The sequence below is a fragment of the Chryseobacterium sp. W4I1 genome (genome assembly GCF_030816115.1).
Taxonomy (GTDB): domain Bacteria; phylum Bacteroidota; class Bacteroidia; order Flavobacteriales; family Weeksellaceae; genus Chryseobacterium.
The window spans coordinates 2690584-2708302 of the sequence record NZ_JAUSXQ010000001.1 but is presented as its reverse complement, the minus strand read 5'-3'; the positions used below and the strand labels follow the sequence as shown (position 1 = coordinate 2708302).

General features: G+C 35.8%; 15 protein-coding genes and 2 tRNA genes. 6 read left to right on the top strand and 11 right to left on the bottom strand.

Translation table 11 applies throughout. The features are described from left to right. Positions 1 to 129: 129 nt before the first annotated feature. Positions 130 to 1113, bottom strand: a complete 984-nt coding sequence (locus QF044_RS12540) for a PLP-dependent cysteine synthase family protein (protein WP_307267705.1) — start codon at positions 1111 to 1113, stop codon at positions 130 to 132. A 330-nt stretch (positions 1114 to 1443) separates the two neighbouring features. Continuing rightward, on the bottom strand, positions 1444 to 2673 hold the full coding sequence (locus QF044_RS12535; RefSeq protein WP_307267702.1) for an FtsX-like permease family protein: 1230 nt from the start codon (positions 2671 to 2673) through the stop codon (positions 1444 to 1446). 4 nt (positions 2674 to 2677) lie between these two features. Here QF044_RS12535 and QF044_RS12530 point away from each other — a divergent pair, with 4 nt between their 5' ends. Continuing rightward, the gene (locus QF044_RS12530) at positions 2678 to 3874 is read left to right on the top strand and encodes a DUF1343 domain-containing protein (protein WP_307267699.1); all 1197 of its coding nucleotides are present in this window, start codon (positions 2678 to 2680) and stop codon (positions 3872 to 3874) included. A gap of 105 nt (positions 3875 to 3979) precedes the next feature. On the opposite strand, the gene QF044_RS12525 is transcribed toward QF044_RS12530, so the two are convergent. From QF044_RS12525 to QF044_RS12505, 5 genes are all read right to left on the bottom strand, one after another. Beyond that, positions 3980 to 4186, bottom strand: coding sequence for a hypothetical protein (locus QF044_RS12525; protein WP_307267697.1), 207 nt, complete (start codon positions 4184 to 4186; stop codon positions 3980 to 3982). 4 nt (positions 4187 to 4190) lie between these two features. Further along, the gene (locus QF044_RS12520) at positions 4191 to 4814 is read right to left on the bottom strand and encodes a DUF3575 domain-containing protein (protein WP_307267695.1); all 624 of its coding nucleotides are present in this window, start codon (positions 4812 to 4814) and stop codon (positions 4191 to 4193) included. Further along, positions 4815 to 5990, bottom strand: a complete 1176-nt coding sequence (locus tag QF044_RS12515) for a thioredoxin fold domain-containing protein (RefSeq protein ID WP_307267693.1) — start codon at positions 5988 to 5990, stop codon at positions 4815 to 4817. It lies immediately after the preceding gene. Positions 5991 to 6168: 178 nt separating this feature from the next. Next, positions 6169 to 6241 (bottom strand) — tRNA-Phe (locus QF044_RS12510). Between the two features lie 152 nt (positions 6242 to 6393). Then, on the bottom strand, positions 6394 to 6756 hold the full coding sequence (locus QF044_RS12505; protein ID WP_307267690.1) for a helix-turn-helix domain-containing protein: 363 nt from the start codon (positions 6754 to 6756) through the stop codon (positions 6394 to 6396). Between the two features lie 125 nt (positions 6757 to 6881). On the opposite strand from QF044_RS12505, the gene QF044_RS12500 reads away from it, so the two are divergent. Both QF044_RS12500 and QF044_RS12495 read left to right on the top strand, forming a co-directional pair. Continuing rightward, entirely contained in the window at positions 6882 to 7820 is a 939-nt protein-coding gene (locus tag QF044_RS12500) for an alpha/beta hydrolase (protein WP_307267687.1), read from the top strand. A 27-nt stretch (positions 7821 to 7847) separates the two neighbouring features. Then, positions 7848 to 8411 (top strand): cysteine hydrolase family protein, encoded by a 564-nt coding sequence (locus QF044_RS12495; RefSeq protein ID WP_307272014.1) that lies wholly within the window; start codon positions 7848 to 7850, stop codon positions 8409 to 8411. 55 nt (positions 8412 to 8466) lie between these two features. Here the strand turns inward: QF044_RS12495 and QF044_RS12490 are convergent. The 3 genes from QF044_RS12490 to QF044_RS12480 all read right to left on the bottom strand — a co-directional run bounded on the left by QF044_RS12490 (position 8467) and on the right by QF044_RS12480 (position 11750). Further along, positions 8467 to 8539, bottom strand: a tRNA-Phe gene (locus QF044_RS12490). A 108-nt stretch (positions 8540 to 8647) separates the two neighbouring features. Beyond that, positions 8648 to 10489 (bottom strand): lysophospholipid acyltransferase family protein, encoded by a 1842-nt coding sequence (locus QF044_RS12485; RefSeq protein WP_307267684.1) that lies wholly within the window; start codon positions 10487 to 10489, stop codon positions 8648 to 8650. A gap of 22 nt (positions 10490 to 10511) precedes the next feature. Beyond that, a complete protein-coding gene (locus QF044_RS12480) occupies positions 10512 to 11750 on the bottom strand; it encodes an aspartate kinase (protein ID WP_307267682.1) in 1239 nt (412 codons plus the stop codon). A gap of 326 nt (positions 11751 to 12076) precedes the next feature. Here QF044_RS12480 and fbp point away from each other — a divergent pair, with 326 nt between their 5' ends. Both fbp and QF044_RS12470 read left to right on the top strand, forming a co-directional pair. Continuing rightward, positions 12077 to 13093, top strand: coding sequence for a class 1 fructose-bisphosphatase (gene fbp, locus QF044_RS12475; RefSeq protein ID WP_040998657.1), 1017 nt, complete (start codon positions 12077 to 12079; stop codon positions 13091 to 13093). Next, positions 13093 to 14109 carry an o-succinylbenzoate synthase gene (locus tag QF044_RS12470; RefSeq protein WP_307267679.1) on the top strand — a complete coding sequence of 339 codons (1017 nt, stop codon included), beginning with the start codon at positions 13093 to 13095 and terminating at the stop codon, positions 14107 to 14109. Before fbp ends, QF044_RS12470 begins: the two co-directional genes overlap by 1 nt. 615 nt (positions 14110 to 14724) lie before the next feature. On the opposite strand, the gene QF044_RS12465 is transcribed toward QF044_RS12470, so the two are convergent. Then, positions 14725 to 15855, bottom strand: a complete 1131-nt coding sequence (locus QF044_RS12465) for an alpha/beta hydrolase (protein WP_307267678.1) — start codon at positions 15853 to 15855, stop codon at positions 14725 to 14727. 156 nt (positions 15856 to 16011) lie between these two features. On the opposite strand from QF044_RS12465, the gene QF044_RS12460 reads away from it, so the two are divergent. Beyond that, positions 16012 to 17685 carry a glutamine--tRNA ligase/YqeY domain fusion protein gene (locus tag QF044_RS12460; RefSeq protein ID WP_307267676.1) on the top strand — a complete coding sequence of 558 codons (1674 nt, stop codon included), beginning with the start codon at positions 16012 to 16014 and terminating at the stop codon, positions 17683 to 17685. The last annotated feature ends 34 nt before the right edge of the window (positions 17686 to 17719 follow it).

Below are 17719 nucleotides of genomic sequence, written 5' to 3'. Positions count from 1 at the left end.
TAAATATGGGTTGGAAATCAAATTAAAGTTTATAAAAAAACCAAAGTAAACAGCTTTTACTTTGGTTTAATTATTTTTAAAGTGATATCTTTATTGTTAAGGCAAAATATACTCTGCCTTCAATGTTGATTAGTCCAGCCAGCCCATTTCCTTCATCCACTCGTCATTGTAGACCTTTCCTACATATCTTGAGCCATGGTCATGAAGAAGAACTACAATTACATCATCTTTTGTGAACTGATCTTTCATCTGGATAAGAGAAGCAATGGCACTTCCTGCAGAATATCCACAGAAAATCCCTTCCTCTTTGGCCAGTTTTCTTGCATAGATAGCACCGTCTTTATCCGTTACTTTTTCAAAATGATCAATCACAGACATATCATAATTCTCAGGAATAATATCTTCCCCGATTCCTTCCGTGATGTAAGTATAAGCATGATCGTAATGAAGCTCACCTGTTTCATGGAATTCCTTTAAAATAGAACCATACGTATCAACTCCAATTACTTTGATATCAGGATTTTTCTCCTTGAAGAATGTTCCGCAACCTGTAACAGTACCTCCTGTTCCGGCACCTGCAACAAAATGAGTCAGCTTTCCATCCGTCTGATCCCAGATTTCAGGAGCTGTAGATTCATAATGAGCAGCTCTGTTGGATAAATTGTCATATTGGTTTACATACCATCCGTTTTCGGTTTCCTTAGCCAGTCTTTTAGAAACTGAATAGTAAGAACGGGGATCGGTAGGCTTCACATCAGTAGGGCATACAATAACTTCCGCCCCTACAGCACGAAGGATGTCACATTTCTCCTTTGATTGTTTGGAATTGGTTACAAAAATACATTTGTAGCCTTTGATGATAGCGGCCAAAGCTAGTCCCATTCCTGTATTTCCTGAAGTCCCTTCAATAATGGTTCCGCCAGGTTTTAGTCTGCCGTCTTTTTCGGCATCTTCTATCATTTTAACAGCCATTCTATCCTTAACTGAATTTCCCGGATTGAAGGTCTCTACTTTTGCTAAAACTAATGCTGGAAAGTCTTCTCCTAATACTTTGTTAAGCTTTACAAGAGGGGTATTTCCTATCGTTTCAAGAATATTTTTTGCGTATTTCATAAATGGTTTATAAGCAGTGCAAAGATAAGACTTTAAAAATTAGCCTTATAATTATTAAAATTAATGATTTAAAATGTGAATGGTGAAAGGGCAATTGTGAATTTTCTCACTTCAGGGCATTGGATAATTATCTCTCACCTTATTAATTCAAGTGAATGGCGAATAGTTAATTGTCAATTTTACTAGCGGAAGTTACTGATTATAGATTTAAATGATGCTATTGACTTCTCTAGAAATAATGAATAGTTAACAATTAATTTTTTAACTATAATAAAATTGATCCGTCTTCAATCATTGACAATTGGACCATTCACCATTCACAAATCTCATCTAGTTATACTTAATTACTTTCACTGGGGAAATTTTGCTGATCAGGTAGCTTGGAATAATAAGAGCTAGCCCTGAAATGAGCAGAATTCCTAATGAAATGGAAATAATGGCGATTGGATTAAGATCTACCGGAACCGTACTTACATAATAGTTTTCAGGATTAAGCTTGATAATACCGAAAAATTTCTGAAGCAGAATAAGCCCCAGACCGATTGCATTTCCATAAAGAAGTCCCGGGATCATAATGATCAGCGTATAATTGATAAAAGTCGCTCTTATCTGTGAATTGCTTGCTCCCAATGTTTTCAGAAGTCCTATGGAATTGGTTCTCTCAATAATAAGAATTAAAAGAACCATAATAATATTGATGACAACAACAATCAACATAATAATGATGATCAGGGCAATATTTGTATCGAAAATACTGATCCAGTCATTAATCTGCGGGAATTTCTCCGTTGCTTTTTCTGCATAGTTTTTATAACCGATCAGTTTTTCAATTTCAGGGAAATCCCTGTCAATATCATTTACGTTTTTCAGAAATATATCAATGCCCCCTATTTCATCCGGTTTCATTTCCTGGATTTTTCTTACATGATTGATTCCTCCGATGACGAACTGTTCATCAATCATTTTAATATCAGTTTTATAAATCCCGATAACCCTGAATTTCCGGTAAATCGGTTTCTGATCTGCCTTTGAAAACACGGTGACAATGCTGTCATTAACTTTAAGATGAAGATCATTAGCCACCTTCTGTGAAATAGTTACATCATTGTTAAAGCCATTCTCCGTTACTTTTGGAGTGGTTCCGGCCACAAGGAATTTCTTGAATCTCAAACTGTCAAAATCTTTTCCGATTCCTTTAAATATGATTCCTGAGAAATTATGTTCGTTACGCATAATCCCGGTTACCGTTGCATACTTCTGAACACTTTCCACATCCGGAAGCTCTTTGATTTTTGGAATATTCAATCCCTGATTATCAAGAACAGAAGTATTATAGGAGGAATTGGATCTTGTAGACCGTACGGTGATATGCCCGCTGAAATCTGCCAGTCTTTCTTTAATAGCTTTTTTTGAGCCGAAACCGGTAGCTACAGTAATTAAAGAAACAATGATCCCCAGAGCTACAGAAAGTCTGCCGATGAAGATGATAACCCTCGAAAGGTTATTTTTGTTATCTTTGGAAAACGCTATTTTTCTAGAGAAATATAAAGGAAACTTCAAGCTTATGAATTTAGATTTCAAAATTAAAAATTTACTTCTTATTTGCCTAATTTTTTTAGGAGTATTCAATCAATATTATTCTCAGACTCAAGTTCAACCGGATTTTAAAACCGGTGCAGATCAATCTGATCTTTATCTACCTCTGTTAAAGAATAAAACAATCGGCGTGGTCACCAACCAAACCGGCCTGATGAGTGATAAGAGCTATGTAGTGGATTTTTTAGTTAAAAATAATATTAAAATTAAAACCATCTTCGCTCCAGAACATGGGTTCAGAGGAGATGCTGATGCTGGTGAAAAAGTGAAAAATGGGGTAGATACCAAAACGGGAATTCCTATTATTTCTTTATATGGCAACAATAAAAAGCCAAAACCTGAACAGTTAAAAGGAATTGATATCATTGTTTTTGATATCCAGGATGTAGGAGTGAGGTTCTATACTTATATTTCAACCTTGACCTATTTAATGGAGGCCGGTGCCGAAAATAATGTTGAAATAATGGTATTTGACCGTCCGAATCCACATGACGGATACACAGACGGACCGGTATTAAAAAAGAAATGGTCCAGTTTTGTAGGGATGCATGAAGTTCCTGTAGTATACGGATTGACGATAGGAGAGTATGGGAAAATGGTCAATGGGGAGAAATGGCTCAAAAATGGAGTACAGGCAAAATACACCTTGATTCCCATGAAAAACTATCACAAAAAACAACGCTACCCAATCTTAGATAAGCCTTCTCCTAATTTACCAAATGATAAATCCATCAATTTATATCCAAGTCTATGTTTCTTTGAAGGTACCCAGGTTTCGGTAGGTAGAGGCACTGATCTGCCTTTTCAGATCTATGGATCTCCATGGACACAGGGACTTCCTTATCAGTTTACTCCTAAGCCGAACTTTGGAGCGAAAGATCCATTCCTTAACGGAAAGCTATGTTATGGTGAAGATCTTTCATCTTACCCAAAAGATTTAAGGGAGCTTAATCTGGATTGGCTGATTAAATCTTATAAAAATTATAAAAACCCACAACAGGGTTTCTTCCTGGAAAATTTATTCTTTGATAAACTGGCCGGAACTGATGAATTCAGAAAACAGATCATAGCTGGGAAATCAATGCAGGAGATCAGAGTGTCTTGGAAAAATGACCTGGAAAAATTTGAAAAGATCCGTACGAAATATGTTATTTACAAAGATTGATTTTTAAAGTCAATTGCGAATTTGTCTTTGCCAGTCAATTTTGAATCTCGGTAATCATAAGAATTCGCTAGTGAAGTTTAATTTATAATTGACAATTCTTTTTTATCAGTCAAAATTCTGTGGTGGCTTATTATCGTTTTTGCCTTTATTAAGAATAAAAAGCCCAATGGATAGCCCTATTACTCCTGCAAAAGCTGTCATCAATGCTCTTTCCAGTTTGTCAGGCAGGTCATTTCCAATATAGTTCATTAAAAAAAGGATCACAAAAGTGATTAATGAGATAATAATATGATTTTTTCCAAACAGTTTCATACAGTTATTTTAATTTGTAAGAGATCATTACCCCTCCTCTGTAAGGAAGAATTTCCCCACTTTTATTAAATTTCTTAGCTGATTCGTAACGTTGGCCGGTAGTACGGTCGTATCCTTTATAGAAATCACTAGACGAACCGATAGTTGCATACACGTCAATATTCCAACGGTCAGATATATTGAATTGATATCCACCGGTAACACCAACTAAAAATGAAACACCTTTCTGATATAAGTTAGATTTTACAAATACTTCGTTTTGATCATTTGTATAAGAGGCATTTTTCCAATAGTTCCATTTCTGAAGCACAAATGCAGAGGCAGCAATGTTTGCACCTGCATACCAACCGTGAAAAGCTTGGTTAAAATAATATCTGCCTTCCAGGGAAACAGAGTAGTATTGGAACTCATGTCCTGCAAAAGACTTCCAGGGAGAAATAAGAACATCACCCTGCAAAGTATATTTCTGGCTGAGCTGTTTTTCTACACCTAGATTCAGAAGGCCAATGGGCGCTAACAGTGCATTCCCTTTTATATATATACTTTTCTCTTGTTCCTGCTCCTGGGCTGTAAGTGTTCCCATGGATAAAAGTGCAATAGATGTGGTAAAAAATTTGTGTTTTAGCATTTATTTTATTTGTTTCAGTAATTCTTCTGCGAGTTTTGAATCTTTGCCTGCCTGAGATGCCATATTCTTAGACATTTCCGCATAGTTTTGGGCCATTTCCCTGTTTCCTGTCAGGAAATAAAGCTTTGCCAGAATATAAGTGTTTTCCTCTGTTTCACCACGCATGACGGATTTTTCCGCCCATTCTGCAGCTTTCTTCAATGATGAAGGAGTTTTGACGTGATCAGCGAATACCCATGCTGCTCTCAGAAGTTCATTAGGTTCAAATGAATCAGAATTTTTATAATATTCTAATGCGGCTTTTTCAAATTCAGGGTAATTGGCATTCTGCTCGTAGTAACTGAGTCTCGTTTGGTTTAGTTTAGATTGTGCAAGTTGCTTTCCTACTAACGGTTCTGCCGTTTTCATGAAATAATCATCATTGATCCTTTTATTTTTATCATCAATAGATTGCTCAACTATTTTTGACAGTTTTAACTGATTGTCAAATTCATTATAAGTTTGTTCAGGTAAATACTTCGTAATTTCAGACTTTCTGGATGAAAATGTAGAATAATTTTTGTCTTCCGTTGATTTTACAAAAAAGAGAAGAAACCCGATCTCTTCTTTAGAAATTTCTTCAGTCTTTTTTTTGTTTTCAAAATATCTTTCAGAAGCTTTTTTAGCAAAATCATAATCTGAAGAAGAATTCAGTTTCATAATGTTGATCAGGAATTCAGGATCTTTTTCTCCTTTAGCAAAACGATCCTTTAATGAACCTTGTTTATTGGCTGGTGAGTTGATATTCTGAGCCATGGCTACAAACATACTTTCCTCCATATACCCGGAATTTTGGGAAACAAGTTCCCCTTCACCGTTTAGGAAAAGATAGGTGGGATAAGAGCGCACCCCGTATTTGGCTGCAATTTCTCTTCCTTCACCTTTTTCCATATCGAATCTGGCATTCACAAAATTGGTATTAAAATAATCTCCGACAGGTTTTTGAGTAAATACATTCTTTTCCATCATTTTGCACGGTCCGCACCAAGAAGCATAAGCATCGATGAAAACAAGTTTTTTTTCTTTTTTCGCTTTTGCTATGATATCTTTAAACGGTAATTCCTGAAACTGTATGGCTTCCTGAGCCAGTATCATGACAGAGCATAAAACAAATACCCCAGAGATGATCTTCTTCATTTTCAAATAAGATTTGTAGGCGAAGATAGTTATTTTCAAAATTATAGACGATTGATAGCCTTATATTAACGAATTTTAAGACAGTCAGGATGTTTAAATAATAGGATAAAAGATTGCTATCAATATATAAATTGTTGCATTGTTGAAATAAAAAAACCGCCCTGATTGAGGCGGTTTGTGGTTTCTCCAGGAATCGAACCAGGGACACATGGATTTTCAATCCATTGCTCTACCAACTGAGCTAAGAAACCAATTGTTTCGTTGTTTAACGTGGGTGCAAAAGTATATCTTTTTCTCATACCGTGCAAATTTTTCTTAATATTAATAAGAAAGATTTTGTGCGGGGTATCTGAAAGGTTATGGAAAAGAATGTACTTACTTAAATATCAGTGCTTCCCCTTGATCATAGGCTGTTCTTTAATTTTTTATGTTCTTCGCCCCATGTTTCCAATTGATCCAGAACGGGAATTAATTTTCTACCAACTTCTGTTAATTCATATTCTACTCTGGGTGGAACTTCGGCATACACTGTCTTATTGATCAAATGTTCTTCTTCCATTTTCTTTAGCTGCATGGTGAGCATTCTTTCTGTGATGTTGGGGATTTTATTCCTCAGCTCAGAAAATCTCAGTTTTCCCTGTCTGAGACAGTAGCAGATAGAAAGGATCCAACGACCGCTGATGAGGTTTACAGTATATATTTCAGAACAGCTTCGCTCCAGATTTTTTTTATTCTCGTTATTGGTTGAGGATTCTTTTAAGCCCATACTTACATTTTTGTTCGTTCCACACAATTTATTGGGTTTTTGGACACGAAATATTCATCATTTAAATTTACAAAATAAAATTAAGCGGACTGTTTAGATTTAAAAATCACATTTTACCTATTACAATGAATTTTAATAGAATTGACCAAGATCTGAAATTAAGCATAGAAAGCTTTCCATTTTCATTAGAAATCGATCAGGCTGTTTTTCTGAATCATCCTGAAATAGTTCAGGAAGAAAGAAAAGCATTTGTGAAAAGCCATCCATTTAAAGGACCAGATCATATCCTTGTCAAAGATATTTTTATAAAAAGCTCTCTTGATGACCATCAGATAAGACTCCATATTTATCAGCCGAAAAAATTCGATAAAAACAGAACAATTATTTATTTTCATGGAGGAGGATATGTTTTTGGGCTTCCGGAGCAGGTTGACCATCAGATGTTTGAGATGTCGGATAAGTTAAATGTTACAATCCTATCAGTTGATTACAGATTATCCCCTCAATACAGGTTTCCGGTTCCTGTTTTGGATGGATTTGATGCGCTTCAATGGACGGTCAGATATGGAGAAGAAGAATTGGGAATTGATCCAGAGGCTGTGTCTCTATTTGGAGCCAGTGCCGGAGGGCATTTAGCTGCTGCGGTTACTCAAATGGCTGCTGATAATGGAATCAAAAATATAAAACATCAGTTTTTATTATATCCGGTGATTCACAATAAGCTTAATACACCGTCTATGAACGAATTTACCAATATTCCTTTGTGGAATAAAAAATATGCGGAAACAGCATGGATACACTTTCTTGGAAATGATAATAATAAAAGCATCAGATATGCAGATCTTACAAATTATGATTATTTTCGTAAACTTCCCAGAACTACAATTGTTGCCTGCGAATTGGATCCGCTTAGGGATGAAGGAATAGAATATGCCCAGCTTTTATATCACGCAGGAGTAAAAACAGAATTATGGGTAATTCCTGGCGTATTGCATGTATTTGATCTGTTTGACTTTCCTTTAAATAATGAGTATAAAGAGTACCTTTATAGTCGCATGTTTTAATTACTTTAGAAAAAATAATATAAAATGATGGAATTGAGAAACAAAAAACCAGCTCTGTTGCTAATTGATATACAAAAAGCATTTTTAGATGAAAACTATTGGGGAAAAAGAAATAATAAAAATGCTGAAAAGACCAGCGGAATTATTTTGAAAAGATGGAGAGAATTGAATCTCCCTGTTTTTCATATCAGGCATAGTTCTGTCAATCCCAATTCTACACTGCATTTGTCTAATGCAGGTTTTCAGTTTAATGACTATGTTCTTCCTCAAAATGAAGAATACATAATTACAAAAAATGTCAACAGTGCCTTTATCGGAACTGATTTAAAAGAAAGGTTAGAAACACAGAAGATAAATACCTTAATGATTCTTGGGATCAGTACGGATCATTGCGTCTCAACAACAACCAGAATGGCTGGGAACTTCGGCTTTGAAACATATGTGATCTCAGACGCAACTGCTACATTTGACAGAACGGGAATAAATGGTGAAAAATATGATGCCGAACTGCTCCATTTAACTGCTCTGGCAAGTTTGAATAATGAATTTGCAGCAGTATGGGATTCAGAAAAATTATTGACAGAATTATAATAATCGCAATATTGTAAGCACAAAAAAACCTCTAAATAAATTAGAGGTTTTCAAGTGGTTTCTCCAGGAATCGAACCAGGGACACATGGATTTTCAATCCATTGCTCTACCAACTGAGCTAAGAAACCATTATATTTTTGTTTGACTTACTTCGTTGTTTTAAAGTGATGCAAAAGTAGGAAGTTTTCCTATATGAAGCAAGTATTAACAGTACTTTTTTTTAATAAAAATAAAACTTACTGATTTTCAGGTGAATTATTTTCCTGTTCCTTTCTAATGTGGTCGCTCATCTCCTCAAGTACAGGCTTTATCGTACTTTCAGGAAGATCGCTGATCCTGATATACATCAATCCATCAATCGCATCATTGAAATTTGGATCCACATTAAAAGCGATTACTTTAGCATTCTGCTTGATATATTTTTTGATCAGAACGGGCAACCTTAATTCAGGTTCAAGGTCATCAATAATTTTGTCAAGCTTATTCAGATCAGACTCCATTTCCTCAAAAAAGATGTTCTTATCCCGGTCACGAAGCTTTACTTTATACTCGTTTCTCGGAGTAATATATTGTGCTACTGCAGAATCGAAATAGTTCGAGCGCATGAATTCGATCATCAAGGATTTTGAAAATTCTGAGAATTTATTGGAAATACTTACCCCTCCCATGAGAAACTTATGGTCAGAATTTCTCAGACATACGTGCACGATTCCTCTCCACAAAAGAAAAAGGGGAAGCGGTTTCTGCTGATATTCTTCACAGATATAAGCACGGCCCATTTCAATCACTTTTTTAAAGAATGGATGAATATCTTGTTCAAACTCAAATAATGAGCTTGTGTAGAATCCTTTGATGCCATATTTCTTCATCACATCTTTACCTAATGCCATTCTGTAGGCACCGGCGAGCTTCTCTGCGCTGCTGTCCCAAAGAAAAAGATGATGATAGTGCTTATCATATTCGTCAAGGTCGAATGGGAGATTACTTCCCTCACCCACAGCCCGGAAAGTGAGTTCCCTTTGGCGCCCGATCTCTCTCATTACAGAAGGAATTTCCTCGTAAGTAGTAAAATAGATCTCGTAATTTCCATTACTGAAGAGCATTTTGTCCGTACCTTTCAGTCTGCTGATATCCTTAAGAATATCTTCTTTAGGTGTTTCGTCAATGATATTCTGAACAATATTTTCCTCTTTTAACAAAGGGAATTTTATCGTTAAATTTTTAAGATTAATGGTTTGTGCTAATGATTTCCTCTTTTCATAGTAAGATTTCATCATGTACACTTTACGTTTCAGAAACTCACCCAGTTCTTCAATAGTTTCCATCTCATCCATCGTCTTTACAGTGATGGGTTTTCCAATCCTGATTCTGATCGGTTTTTCCCTGTCATTCATCATTTCGGCAGGAAGCATCATAGTCTGTAAACTTGGATGAAGCTTAGCTAGTTGGTAAAAAATACGGCTGTTTTTAGCATGAAAGTACAACGGAACTACCGGAACTTTTGCCATTCTGATGAGCTTAAGCGCTGGTTTTTCCCAGTCTCTATCCAGAATTTCGCCATAAGGATTATTTTTATTGGATACTTCTCCCGCAGGAAAGATACCTACACAGCCTCCATTCTGAAGGTGTTTCAAAGTCTCACGCATCCCGGAAGTACTGCTGTGAGCCTCTTTTCTGTTTTCGAAAGGATTTACGGAGATCACAAACGGTTCCATAGGTTTGATCTTCTCCAAAAGAAAATTACCCATTACTTTGAAATCAGGACGCACCTCGGTAAGGATCTTACACATTAAAATTCCATCAATGGCACCAAGCGGATGGTTTGAAACCAGAATAAAAGGTCCCGTTTTGGGAACTTTTGCCAGATCCTCTTCAAAAGCGATATAGCTTAAGTTTCTTTCTCTTACAAATGAGTCGAAAAAGTCTTTGCCTTCCTTGTCTTTTAATTTATCGTAAAGTCTGTTAACTTCATTTATTTTGGCAATGCTCATGACAGCAGAAGCAACCGGGTTTTTCAGGAACCCGATTTTGCTTAAGCCTGAAGCTTTGATAAGATCGTTTTTCGAAATTAAACTCATATGTGTTTAGTCGCAGTTAAAATTATTGTGTTACCATTTGAACCGTATTTTTGGAAATCTGTTCCAATAATACATTTTTTTCCTGGTAAAACTTATCAATATGATCCATATTCGCATTTCTTACTGTAAATAAAGATACATTTTTAACTGCTTTGGTTTTAAATATTTTTTGAAGCTCATCATTGAGCTCATCAATTTGGTCGAATTTATCTTCCAGGCACAAAGCCAGGGAGATAGCAGAATTCTGCATCAGAGACACTTTGATCTTATATTTGGACAAGTATCCGAAAATAAGGCTCATGTGATCCTCCGCAATGAAAGAGAAATCTCTGGTAGAAATCTTTAAAAGAACCTGATTTTCTTTCAGAATATAAGATTCTTCATGCTGGTTTTTGTCCGATGCCCCAACTTTTGTTCCTTCTTTACTAGGATCTACGAAAGATTTTACATAAAAAGGAATTGCTTTTTGCTGTAATGGCTGCAATGTTTTCGGGTGAATGACACTGGCGCCGTAATATGCTAATTCGATTGCTTCTTCATAAGAAATATTGGAAAGCAGAGAAACATCACTGAATTTTCTGGGATCTCCGGTCATTACGCCCGGAACATCTTTCCAGATCGTCATAGCTTCCGCATTCAGGCAGTAAGCAAAAATAGCGGCAGAATAGTCAGAACCTTCTCTTCCTAAAGTAACCGTAAAATTATTATCATCAGAACCAATGAAACCCTGAGTTACATAACAGATCTCTGTATTTAAAGAAGAAATGAATTCCTCTGTCTTGGCCCAGTCTACCATACCTTCTCTGTAAGAATTGTCAGTTTTAATATAATCTCGGGCATCTAACCATTGATTCGTGAACTGAATTTCATTCAGATATTCACTTAAAATCTTTGTAGAAATCATCTCTCCACAGCTTACCACCTGATCATAGACGAAGCTGTAGTTAGGAGATTTATTTCTTCTTAAAAAAGAATCGATATCATCAAAAAATACATTGATCTCAGCAAAAACGGCATGGTTTTCACGAAATAAGCCCTCCGCAATCTCAATGTGTTTTCGTTTTATTTTTTCAATCTCAGTTTGATAGTTATCTTTCTTGAAATAAAGCTCTACAACCTTTTCCAATTCATTTGTCGTCTTGCCCATTGCTGAAATAACCAGCAAACACTTGGCAAATCCCTGGCTTTGTAAAACCATGGACACATTTTTTACACTCTCGGCATCTTTCACAGATGCTCCACCAAACTTGAAAATTTTCATTAATTTGTTTAAAATAAAATTGTTAGATTAAAAATTACATGAGTTTTTTACGGACGTCAAAATTATAAATTTTACAATGAGATATGAAAGAGCCGGACGGTTGGAAGCAATTAAGATTTAATTAAAATTGAGACTTGAAGAATATTATCAGAATTTCATTGATTTATTGTCATCAAATGGGGATTAATTATTTAGTAATGTTTTAGTGAATACAGCTTTGGTATTCTTGTATTGTGTTGACATACAGTAGCTAAAGTCTTTTCTAATAAAAGCTTTCTTTCTCCGATAAATTTTCCGAAATTTGGAGAAAACGTAAAAAGAAAAATATGTCAAACCAACCATTACAGACTTTAGGAGAATTTCTTATTGATAAGCAGGATGATTTTCAGTATTCTACGGGTGAATTTTCTCGTTTACTGAGCGCAATAAGATTGGCTTCAAAAGTGGTAAACAGAGAAGTAAATAAAGCCGGGATTGTAGATATAACAGGAGCTGCCGGAAATCAGAATATTCAGGGGGAAGAACAGCAGAAACTTGATGTAATTGCCAATGAAATATTTATTACAGCTTTGTCTCAAAGAGAGGTTGTTTGTGGTATTGCATCAGAGGAAAATGATGATTTTATTGACATTAAATGTGGTGAAAACGGTCATTTAAGTAAATATGTAGTATTGATCGATCCGCTGGACGGTTCCTCCAATATTGATGTGAATGTTTCTGTAGGAACCATTTTTTCTATTTACAGGAGAGTAACAGAACCTGGAACTCCGGTTCAGCTTGAAGATTTCCTTCAAAAAGGAATCAATCAGATTGCTGCAGGATATGTGATCTACGGTTCCTCTACGATGATTGTTTATACTACCGGAAATGGAGTGAACGGATTTACTTTAGATCCTTCTTTGGGAACATATTACCTTTCTCATCCTAATATGACATTTCCTACCAATGGGAAAATCTATTCTATCAATGAAGGAAACTATATAAAATTCCCCCAGGGTGTAAAAAACTATCTTAAATACTGTCAGATGGAAGAAGGAGACCGTCCCTATACATCAAGATATATTGGTTCTTTAGTAGCAGATTTTCACAGGAATATGCTGAAAGGAGGAATTTATATTTACCCTTCTTATTCTCAGGCTCCCAACGGAAAACTGAGATTGTTGTATGAATGTAATCCTATGGCGTTTCTTGCAGAGCAGGCTGGTGGAAAAGCAACCGACGGATTCAGAAGAATTCTTGAAGTGGAACCTACGGAACTTCACCAGAGAATTCCGTTTTTCTGTGGAAGCATCCAGATGGTAGAAAAAGCTGAGGAATTTATGCGGATCGACAGTGTAAAATAATGACAGCATCTTACATAAGATATTTATTAGAATTCAAACGCCCGAGCGGAACGTCTCGCGGCGTTTTGCATGAAAAGGAAACCTTTATTCTTGAAGTTGAAGAGCACGGAAAGAAAGGGATAGGAGAGTGTGCTATATTCCGAGGGTTGAGTTTTGATGACAGGCCGGATTATGAACAAAAACTGCAGTGGCTTTGTGAAAATATTGATCAAGACTATCAGTATTTAAAAGATGAACTTATAGAATTTCCTTCGATATGGTTCGGATATGAACAGGCTGTTTTGAATTTGAAATATGGAGATCGTCTGTACTTTCCCAGTGAGTTTACAGAAGGGAGGTCTGCTATTGTCATCAATGGACTGATCTGGATGGGAGATATCCAGTATATGGAGGAACAAATTCTGGAAAAGCTTGAGAAAGGCTTTCACTGTATCAAACTGAAGATCGGTGTAGATTGGGAATCTGAGCATGCAATTCTCCAAAAATTAAGACAAAAATTTTCAAAAGATCAGCTGGAACTTCGGGTAGATGCTAACGGTGGGTTCACCAGAGAAAAAGCGGAGATTGTTTTACATCAACTGGCAGATCTTGATATTCATTCTATTGAGCAACCCATTAAAGCTGGCAATTGGCATGATATGGCTATATTGTGTGCTAAAACTCCTACTTCAATTGCTTTAGATGAAGAACTGATTGGAATTACAGATCCGGTTGAAAAGAAAAAACTTTTAGAGACAATTAAACCACAGTATATTATTCTAAAGCCAGCCTTGGTTGGTGGTTTTGCCGGCTCAGATGAATGGATCTCGCTCGCAGAAGAACAGAATATTGATTGGTGGATTACTTCTGCATTGGAAAGTAACATAGGACTAAATGCCATCGCTCAATATACGTTCACAAAAAAAAATCCGATGCCACAAGGTTTGGGCACCGGATCTTTGTTTGTAAATAATTTTGAATCTAGCTTGGATCTCAGAAATGAATTGTTATATTTCCAAAATAGGACTGAGAAATAGTTAACTAGCAGCCTGAAGGAGGTGAATCCGGGCAAGTCATATTGCTACAGTAGTCAGAGGCCCATGCTCTGCAACATCTTAGTTTCGGGTCCCAGCTGTTACAGCCAATTGGAACGTTTCCTCCTTTAATTGTCTTTAGTTCCTCACGCTTAAATTTTTTTAGATTTTTCATATTTAATATTTTAATTGTATAGTAAATATCAATCTCTTTTTTTTATTGCGCAACATTTTAACATAAATTAACTAAATTCACATAAGCTGGATTTATTGTGTAATTAATCTTATTAAAGTACTAGAAAAGTTGCGGTATTATAAAATAATTATTGCTTTCATAAGAACTATGAAAGGTATTAAATGTAAACAGTAATTTAAAGTAGAGTAGTGATGTGCCGAATAATTTCGTTTTTAAAGGTTAAACTTCTAATTAAATCACGTCTTTTACAAAAATTGCTTCCTTAATATAATTTAATAATAAAGAAAACTTGCTTTTAATTCTTCTCATGATAAAATTGTATTTCTCTGTTTAATGAAAATTGCAATCTTTATGCCAACTTAAACATTGGTTTAAAGTTTAACATATAATTCATGTTACGGTTTTTTTATTAAAAAAAACTTTTAGAAGCTAATTGTGAAAATATTTTCGCTATTTTTTAACCTATTGGTTATTAAATTTCTATCTATCCCGTATAAATTCTGAAAAATATCTTTTTGTACCATCGAACTGGAAAGATAACCCCAATGGTTTCCCACTTCATATTTAAGACTGTTCAAAATATCATCTTCTACAAACGTACAGTCGATCACGGAAACAATATCTTTGAATTTTTCAAGATCGGCGGGTCCGTTTTTGCCTAATCTTGGGGTCAGGATATTCTTGGTGAATTGTGAAATTCCTAGCACTGTATCTTTTCTGTTTAAATAGATCGAAACCCGGTTGGCCAGCAGTGGAAGCTTATTGAATGAGTCTTCGGAATCTTCAAAAACTTTATACGTGACATCCGCATTTAGAAGAAGTACCTGATCTATAACCCGCAAAATATTTTCCCTCTTAAGACTGTAAAGCATACTTTGAAGGACTCTGTTTCCCAACGAATGAGCCATCAGATGTATCCTTTGATTGCATGGAGCCAGATCCCGGTTTGAAAAAATATCCTTTAAAAACTGGGTGTAGAAATAAAAAAGCCGCATCAGTGAAGATCCCGAATTGATGCTTGATGCCTTATCGTCAAAATAAGTTAGTGGAACAAGACTGCTTGAAGCCGGCCAGCTTATAAATAAAATATGTTCGATCGGGGAATCGGGATTATCAATAAACAGTTTTTTAAGGTCAATAATGGCTTTTAATTCATCGTCAAAATTATACGCATAGCCATGGATAAAAATCAGAACATCACTTCGGTCTTTTGTAGAGGACATATTCTTATACAACTCATAAAACATCCTTTGGGTTCCTCCAAGGTTATTAGCTGTTAAAGTAGACTCTTTAATACCTTTTTCATTCTGAAGAACATCCAGCACATCCTGATAACCCTGTTTTTCCGGTTCAGAAAATAATTTATAGTTTAAAATACTGCGGTTGGTATCGTCTTTCTTCTTTTTAGCGGCTACGGTAGGTTCTTTATAACTGTCAAAATCACATTTTGCGATCCTGAAATTAGGAATAGAGTATTCATCGTTAGAGAATGAATCCTCTTTTTCGCCTTTATGACGAACAATTTTACGATTGCTTAAGATATAAACAGCCATAGTAGGTAAATTTTGTGAACGGGTTTTTAGTTTTATCTAAATTAATTAAAAATACTGAATTATCATCAGCTCGGCTTTAATTATCATTTCCTTAAGCCCTAAATTTTCCGTAACTTTGTCAAACTTTTTTTGCATACAATAAAAGCTAATTTAATAATGGAAGAAGAAAAAAAATCACTCAATTTTATTGAGCAAATTATTGAAGATGATCTGGCAAACGGTCTTACAAAAGAACAGATCCGTTTCCGTTTTCCCCCTGAACCTAATGGATATTTGCATATTGGTCATACAAAAGCCATCTGTATCAACTTTGGACTGGGTGAAAAATACAACGCTCCCGTAAACCTTCGTTTCGACGATACGAACCCTGAAAAAGAAGAGCAGGAATTCGTAGATTCTATTAAAAAAGACGTTGAATGGCTCGGTTTTAAATGGGATAAAGAGCTGTATGCATCAGACTACTTCCAGCAGCTTTATGATTGGGCTGTACAGATGATCAAAGATGGAAAGGCTTATATAGATGAGCAGTCATCTGAGGTGATTACAGAGCAGAGAAAGAACCCTGCAGAACCGGGAATTGAGTCGCCATACAGAAACCGTCCGGTTGAAGAATCTCTTGATCTTTTTGAAAGAATGAAGAACGGAGAGTTTGAAGAAGGCACCATGTCTCTTCGTGCTCAGATTGATATGGCTTCACCTAATATGAATTTGCGTGATCCTGTAATGTACAGAATCCTGAAAAGACCTCACCACAGAACGGGTACTGCATGGAAAATTTATCCGATGTATGATTGGGCACATGGTGAATCTGATTATCTGGAGCAGGTTTCGCACTCATTATGTTCATTGGAATTTGAAAATCACAGACCACTTTATAACTGGTATCTGGAGCAGGTTTATGATGAATCTAAAGTAGCGCCTAAGCAAAGAGAATTTGCAAGAATGAATGTCTCTTATATGATCACTTCCAAGAGAAAACTTCAAAGACTTGTTGCTGAAAAAGTAGTAACAGGCTGGGATGATCCAAGAATGCCTACGATCTCAGGAATGAGAAGAAAAGGTTTCACACCGGCATCTATTAAAAATTTCATTGAAAAAGTAGGTGTTGCCAAAAGAGAAAACCTGATCGAAATTCAATTGCTGGATTTCTGTGTACGTGAAGACCTGAATAAGGTTGCAAAACGTGTGATGGCTGTCGTAGATCCGGTAAAGCTGGTGATTGAAAATTATCCTGAAGGTAAAGAAGAATGGCTTGAAACTGAAAATAATCCTGAACAGGAAAATGCGGGGACAAGAGAAGTTCCTTTCTCAAGAGAGCTATATATCGAAAAAGAAGACTTTAAAGAAGAAGCTAATAATAAATTCTTCAGACTGAAACTAGGCGGGGAAGTTCGTTTAAAATCAGCTTACATCATCAAAGCAGAAAGGGTAGAGAAGGATGAAAACGGCGAGATCACTACAATTTATGCCACTTATGATGAAAAGAGTAAATCAGGAAGCGGAACGGAAGAAAGTTTAAGAAAAGTAAAAGGTACGCTTCACTGGGTATCTGCTACTCATGCGATCCCGGTAGATGTAAGAATTTATGATAAACTCTTTACTGTTGAACAGCCGGATGCAGAGAAAGATGTAGATTTCCTAAACTTCATTAACCCTGAATCGGTAACTACAATCAAAGGATTTGCTGAGCCAAGCCTGAAAGATGTGGCGGTAGGAGAGCCGCTTCAGTTCCAAAGAATCGGGTACTTTACAAAAGACCAGGATTCTACGGACGAAACATTGGTATTTAACCGTACAGTAACGTTAAAAGATTCTTTCAAACCTGAATAATCTTACAACGATAATATAAAAGCAGGACTTGAAA

Excerpts from the sequence above, each read along its gene's own strand:
- QF044_RS12540 (WP_307267705.1), bottom strand. The coding sequence starts at position 1,113 with ATGAAATACGCAAAAAATATTCTTGAAACGATAGGAAATACCCCTCTT.
- QF044_RS12530 (WP_307267699.1), top strand. The coding sequence starts at position 2,678 with ATGAATTTAGATTTCAAAATTAAAAATTTACTTCTTATTTGCCTAATT.
- QF044_RS12525 (WP_307267697.1), bottom strand. The coding sequence starts at position 4,186 with ATGAAACTGTTTGGAAAAAATCATATTATTATCTCATTAATCACTTTT.
- QF044_RS12520 (WP_307267695.1), bottom strand. The coding sequence starts at position 4,814 with ATGCTAAAACACAAATTTTTTACCACATCTATTGCACTTTTATCCATG.
- QF044_RS12515 (WP_307267693.1), bottom strand. The coding sequence starts at position 5,990 with ATGAAGAAGATCATCTCTGGGGTATTTGTTTTATGCTCTGTCATGATA.
- QF044_RS12505 (WP_307267690.1), bottom strand. The coding sequence starts at position 6,756 with ATGGGCTTAAAAGAATCCTCAACCAATAACGAGAATAAAAAAAATCTG.
- QF044_RS12500 (WP_307267687.1), top strand. The coding sequence starts at position 6,882 with ATGAATTTTAATAGAATTGACCAAGATCTGAAATTAAGCATAGAAAGC.
- QF044_RS12495 (WP_307272014.1), top strand. The coding sequence starts at position 7,848 with ATGGAATTGAGAAACAAAAAACCAGCTCTGTTGCTAATTGATATACAA.
- QF044_RS12485 (WP_307267684.1), bottom strand. The coding sequence starts at position 10,489 with ATGAGTTTAATTTCGAAAAACGATCTTATCAAAGCTTCAGGCTTAAGC.
- QF044_RS12480 (WP_307267682.1), bottom strand. The coding sequence starts at position 11,750 with ATGAAAATTTTCAAGTTTGGTGGAGCATCTGTGAAAGATGCCGAGAGT.
- fbp (WP_040998657.1), top strand. The coding sequence starts at position 12,077 with ATGTCAAACCAACCATTACAGACTTTAGGAGAATTTCTTATTGATAAG.
- QF044_RS12470 (WP_307267679.1), top strand. The coding sequence starts at position 13,093 with ATGACAGCATCTTACATAAGATATTTATTAGAATTCAAACGCCCGAGC.
- QF044_RS12465 (WP_307267678.1), bottom strand. The coding sequence starts at position 15,855 with ATGGCTGTTTATATCTTAAGCAATCGTAAAATTGTTCGTCATAAAGGC.
- QF044_RS12460 (WP_307267676.1), top strand. The coding sequence starts at position 16,012 with ATGGAAGAAGAAAAAAAATCACTCAATTTTATTGAGCAAATTATTGAA.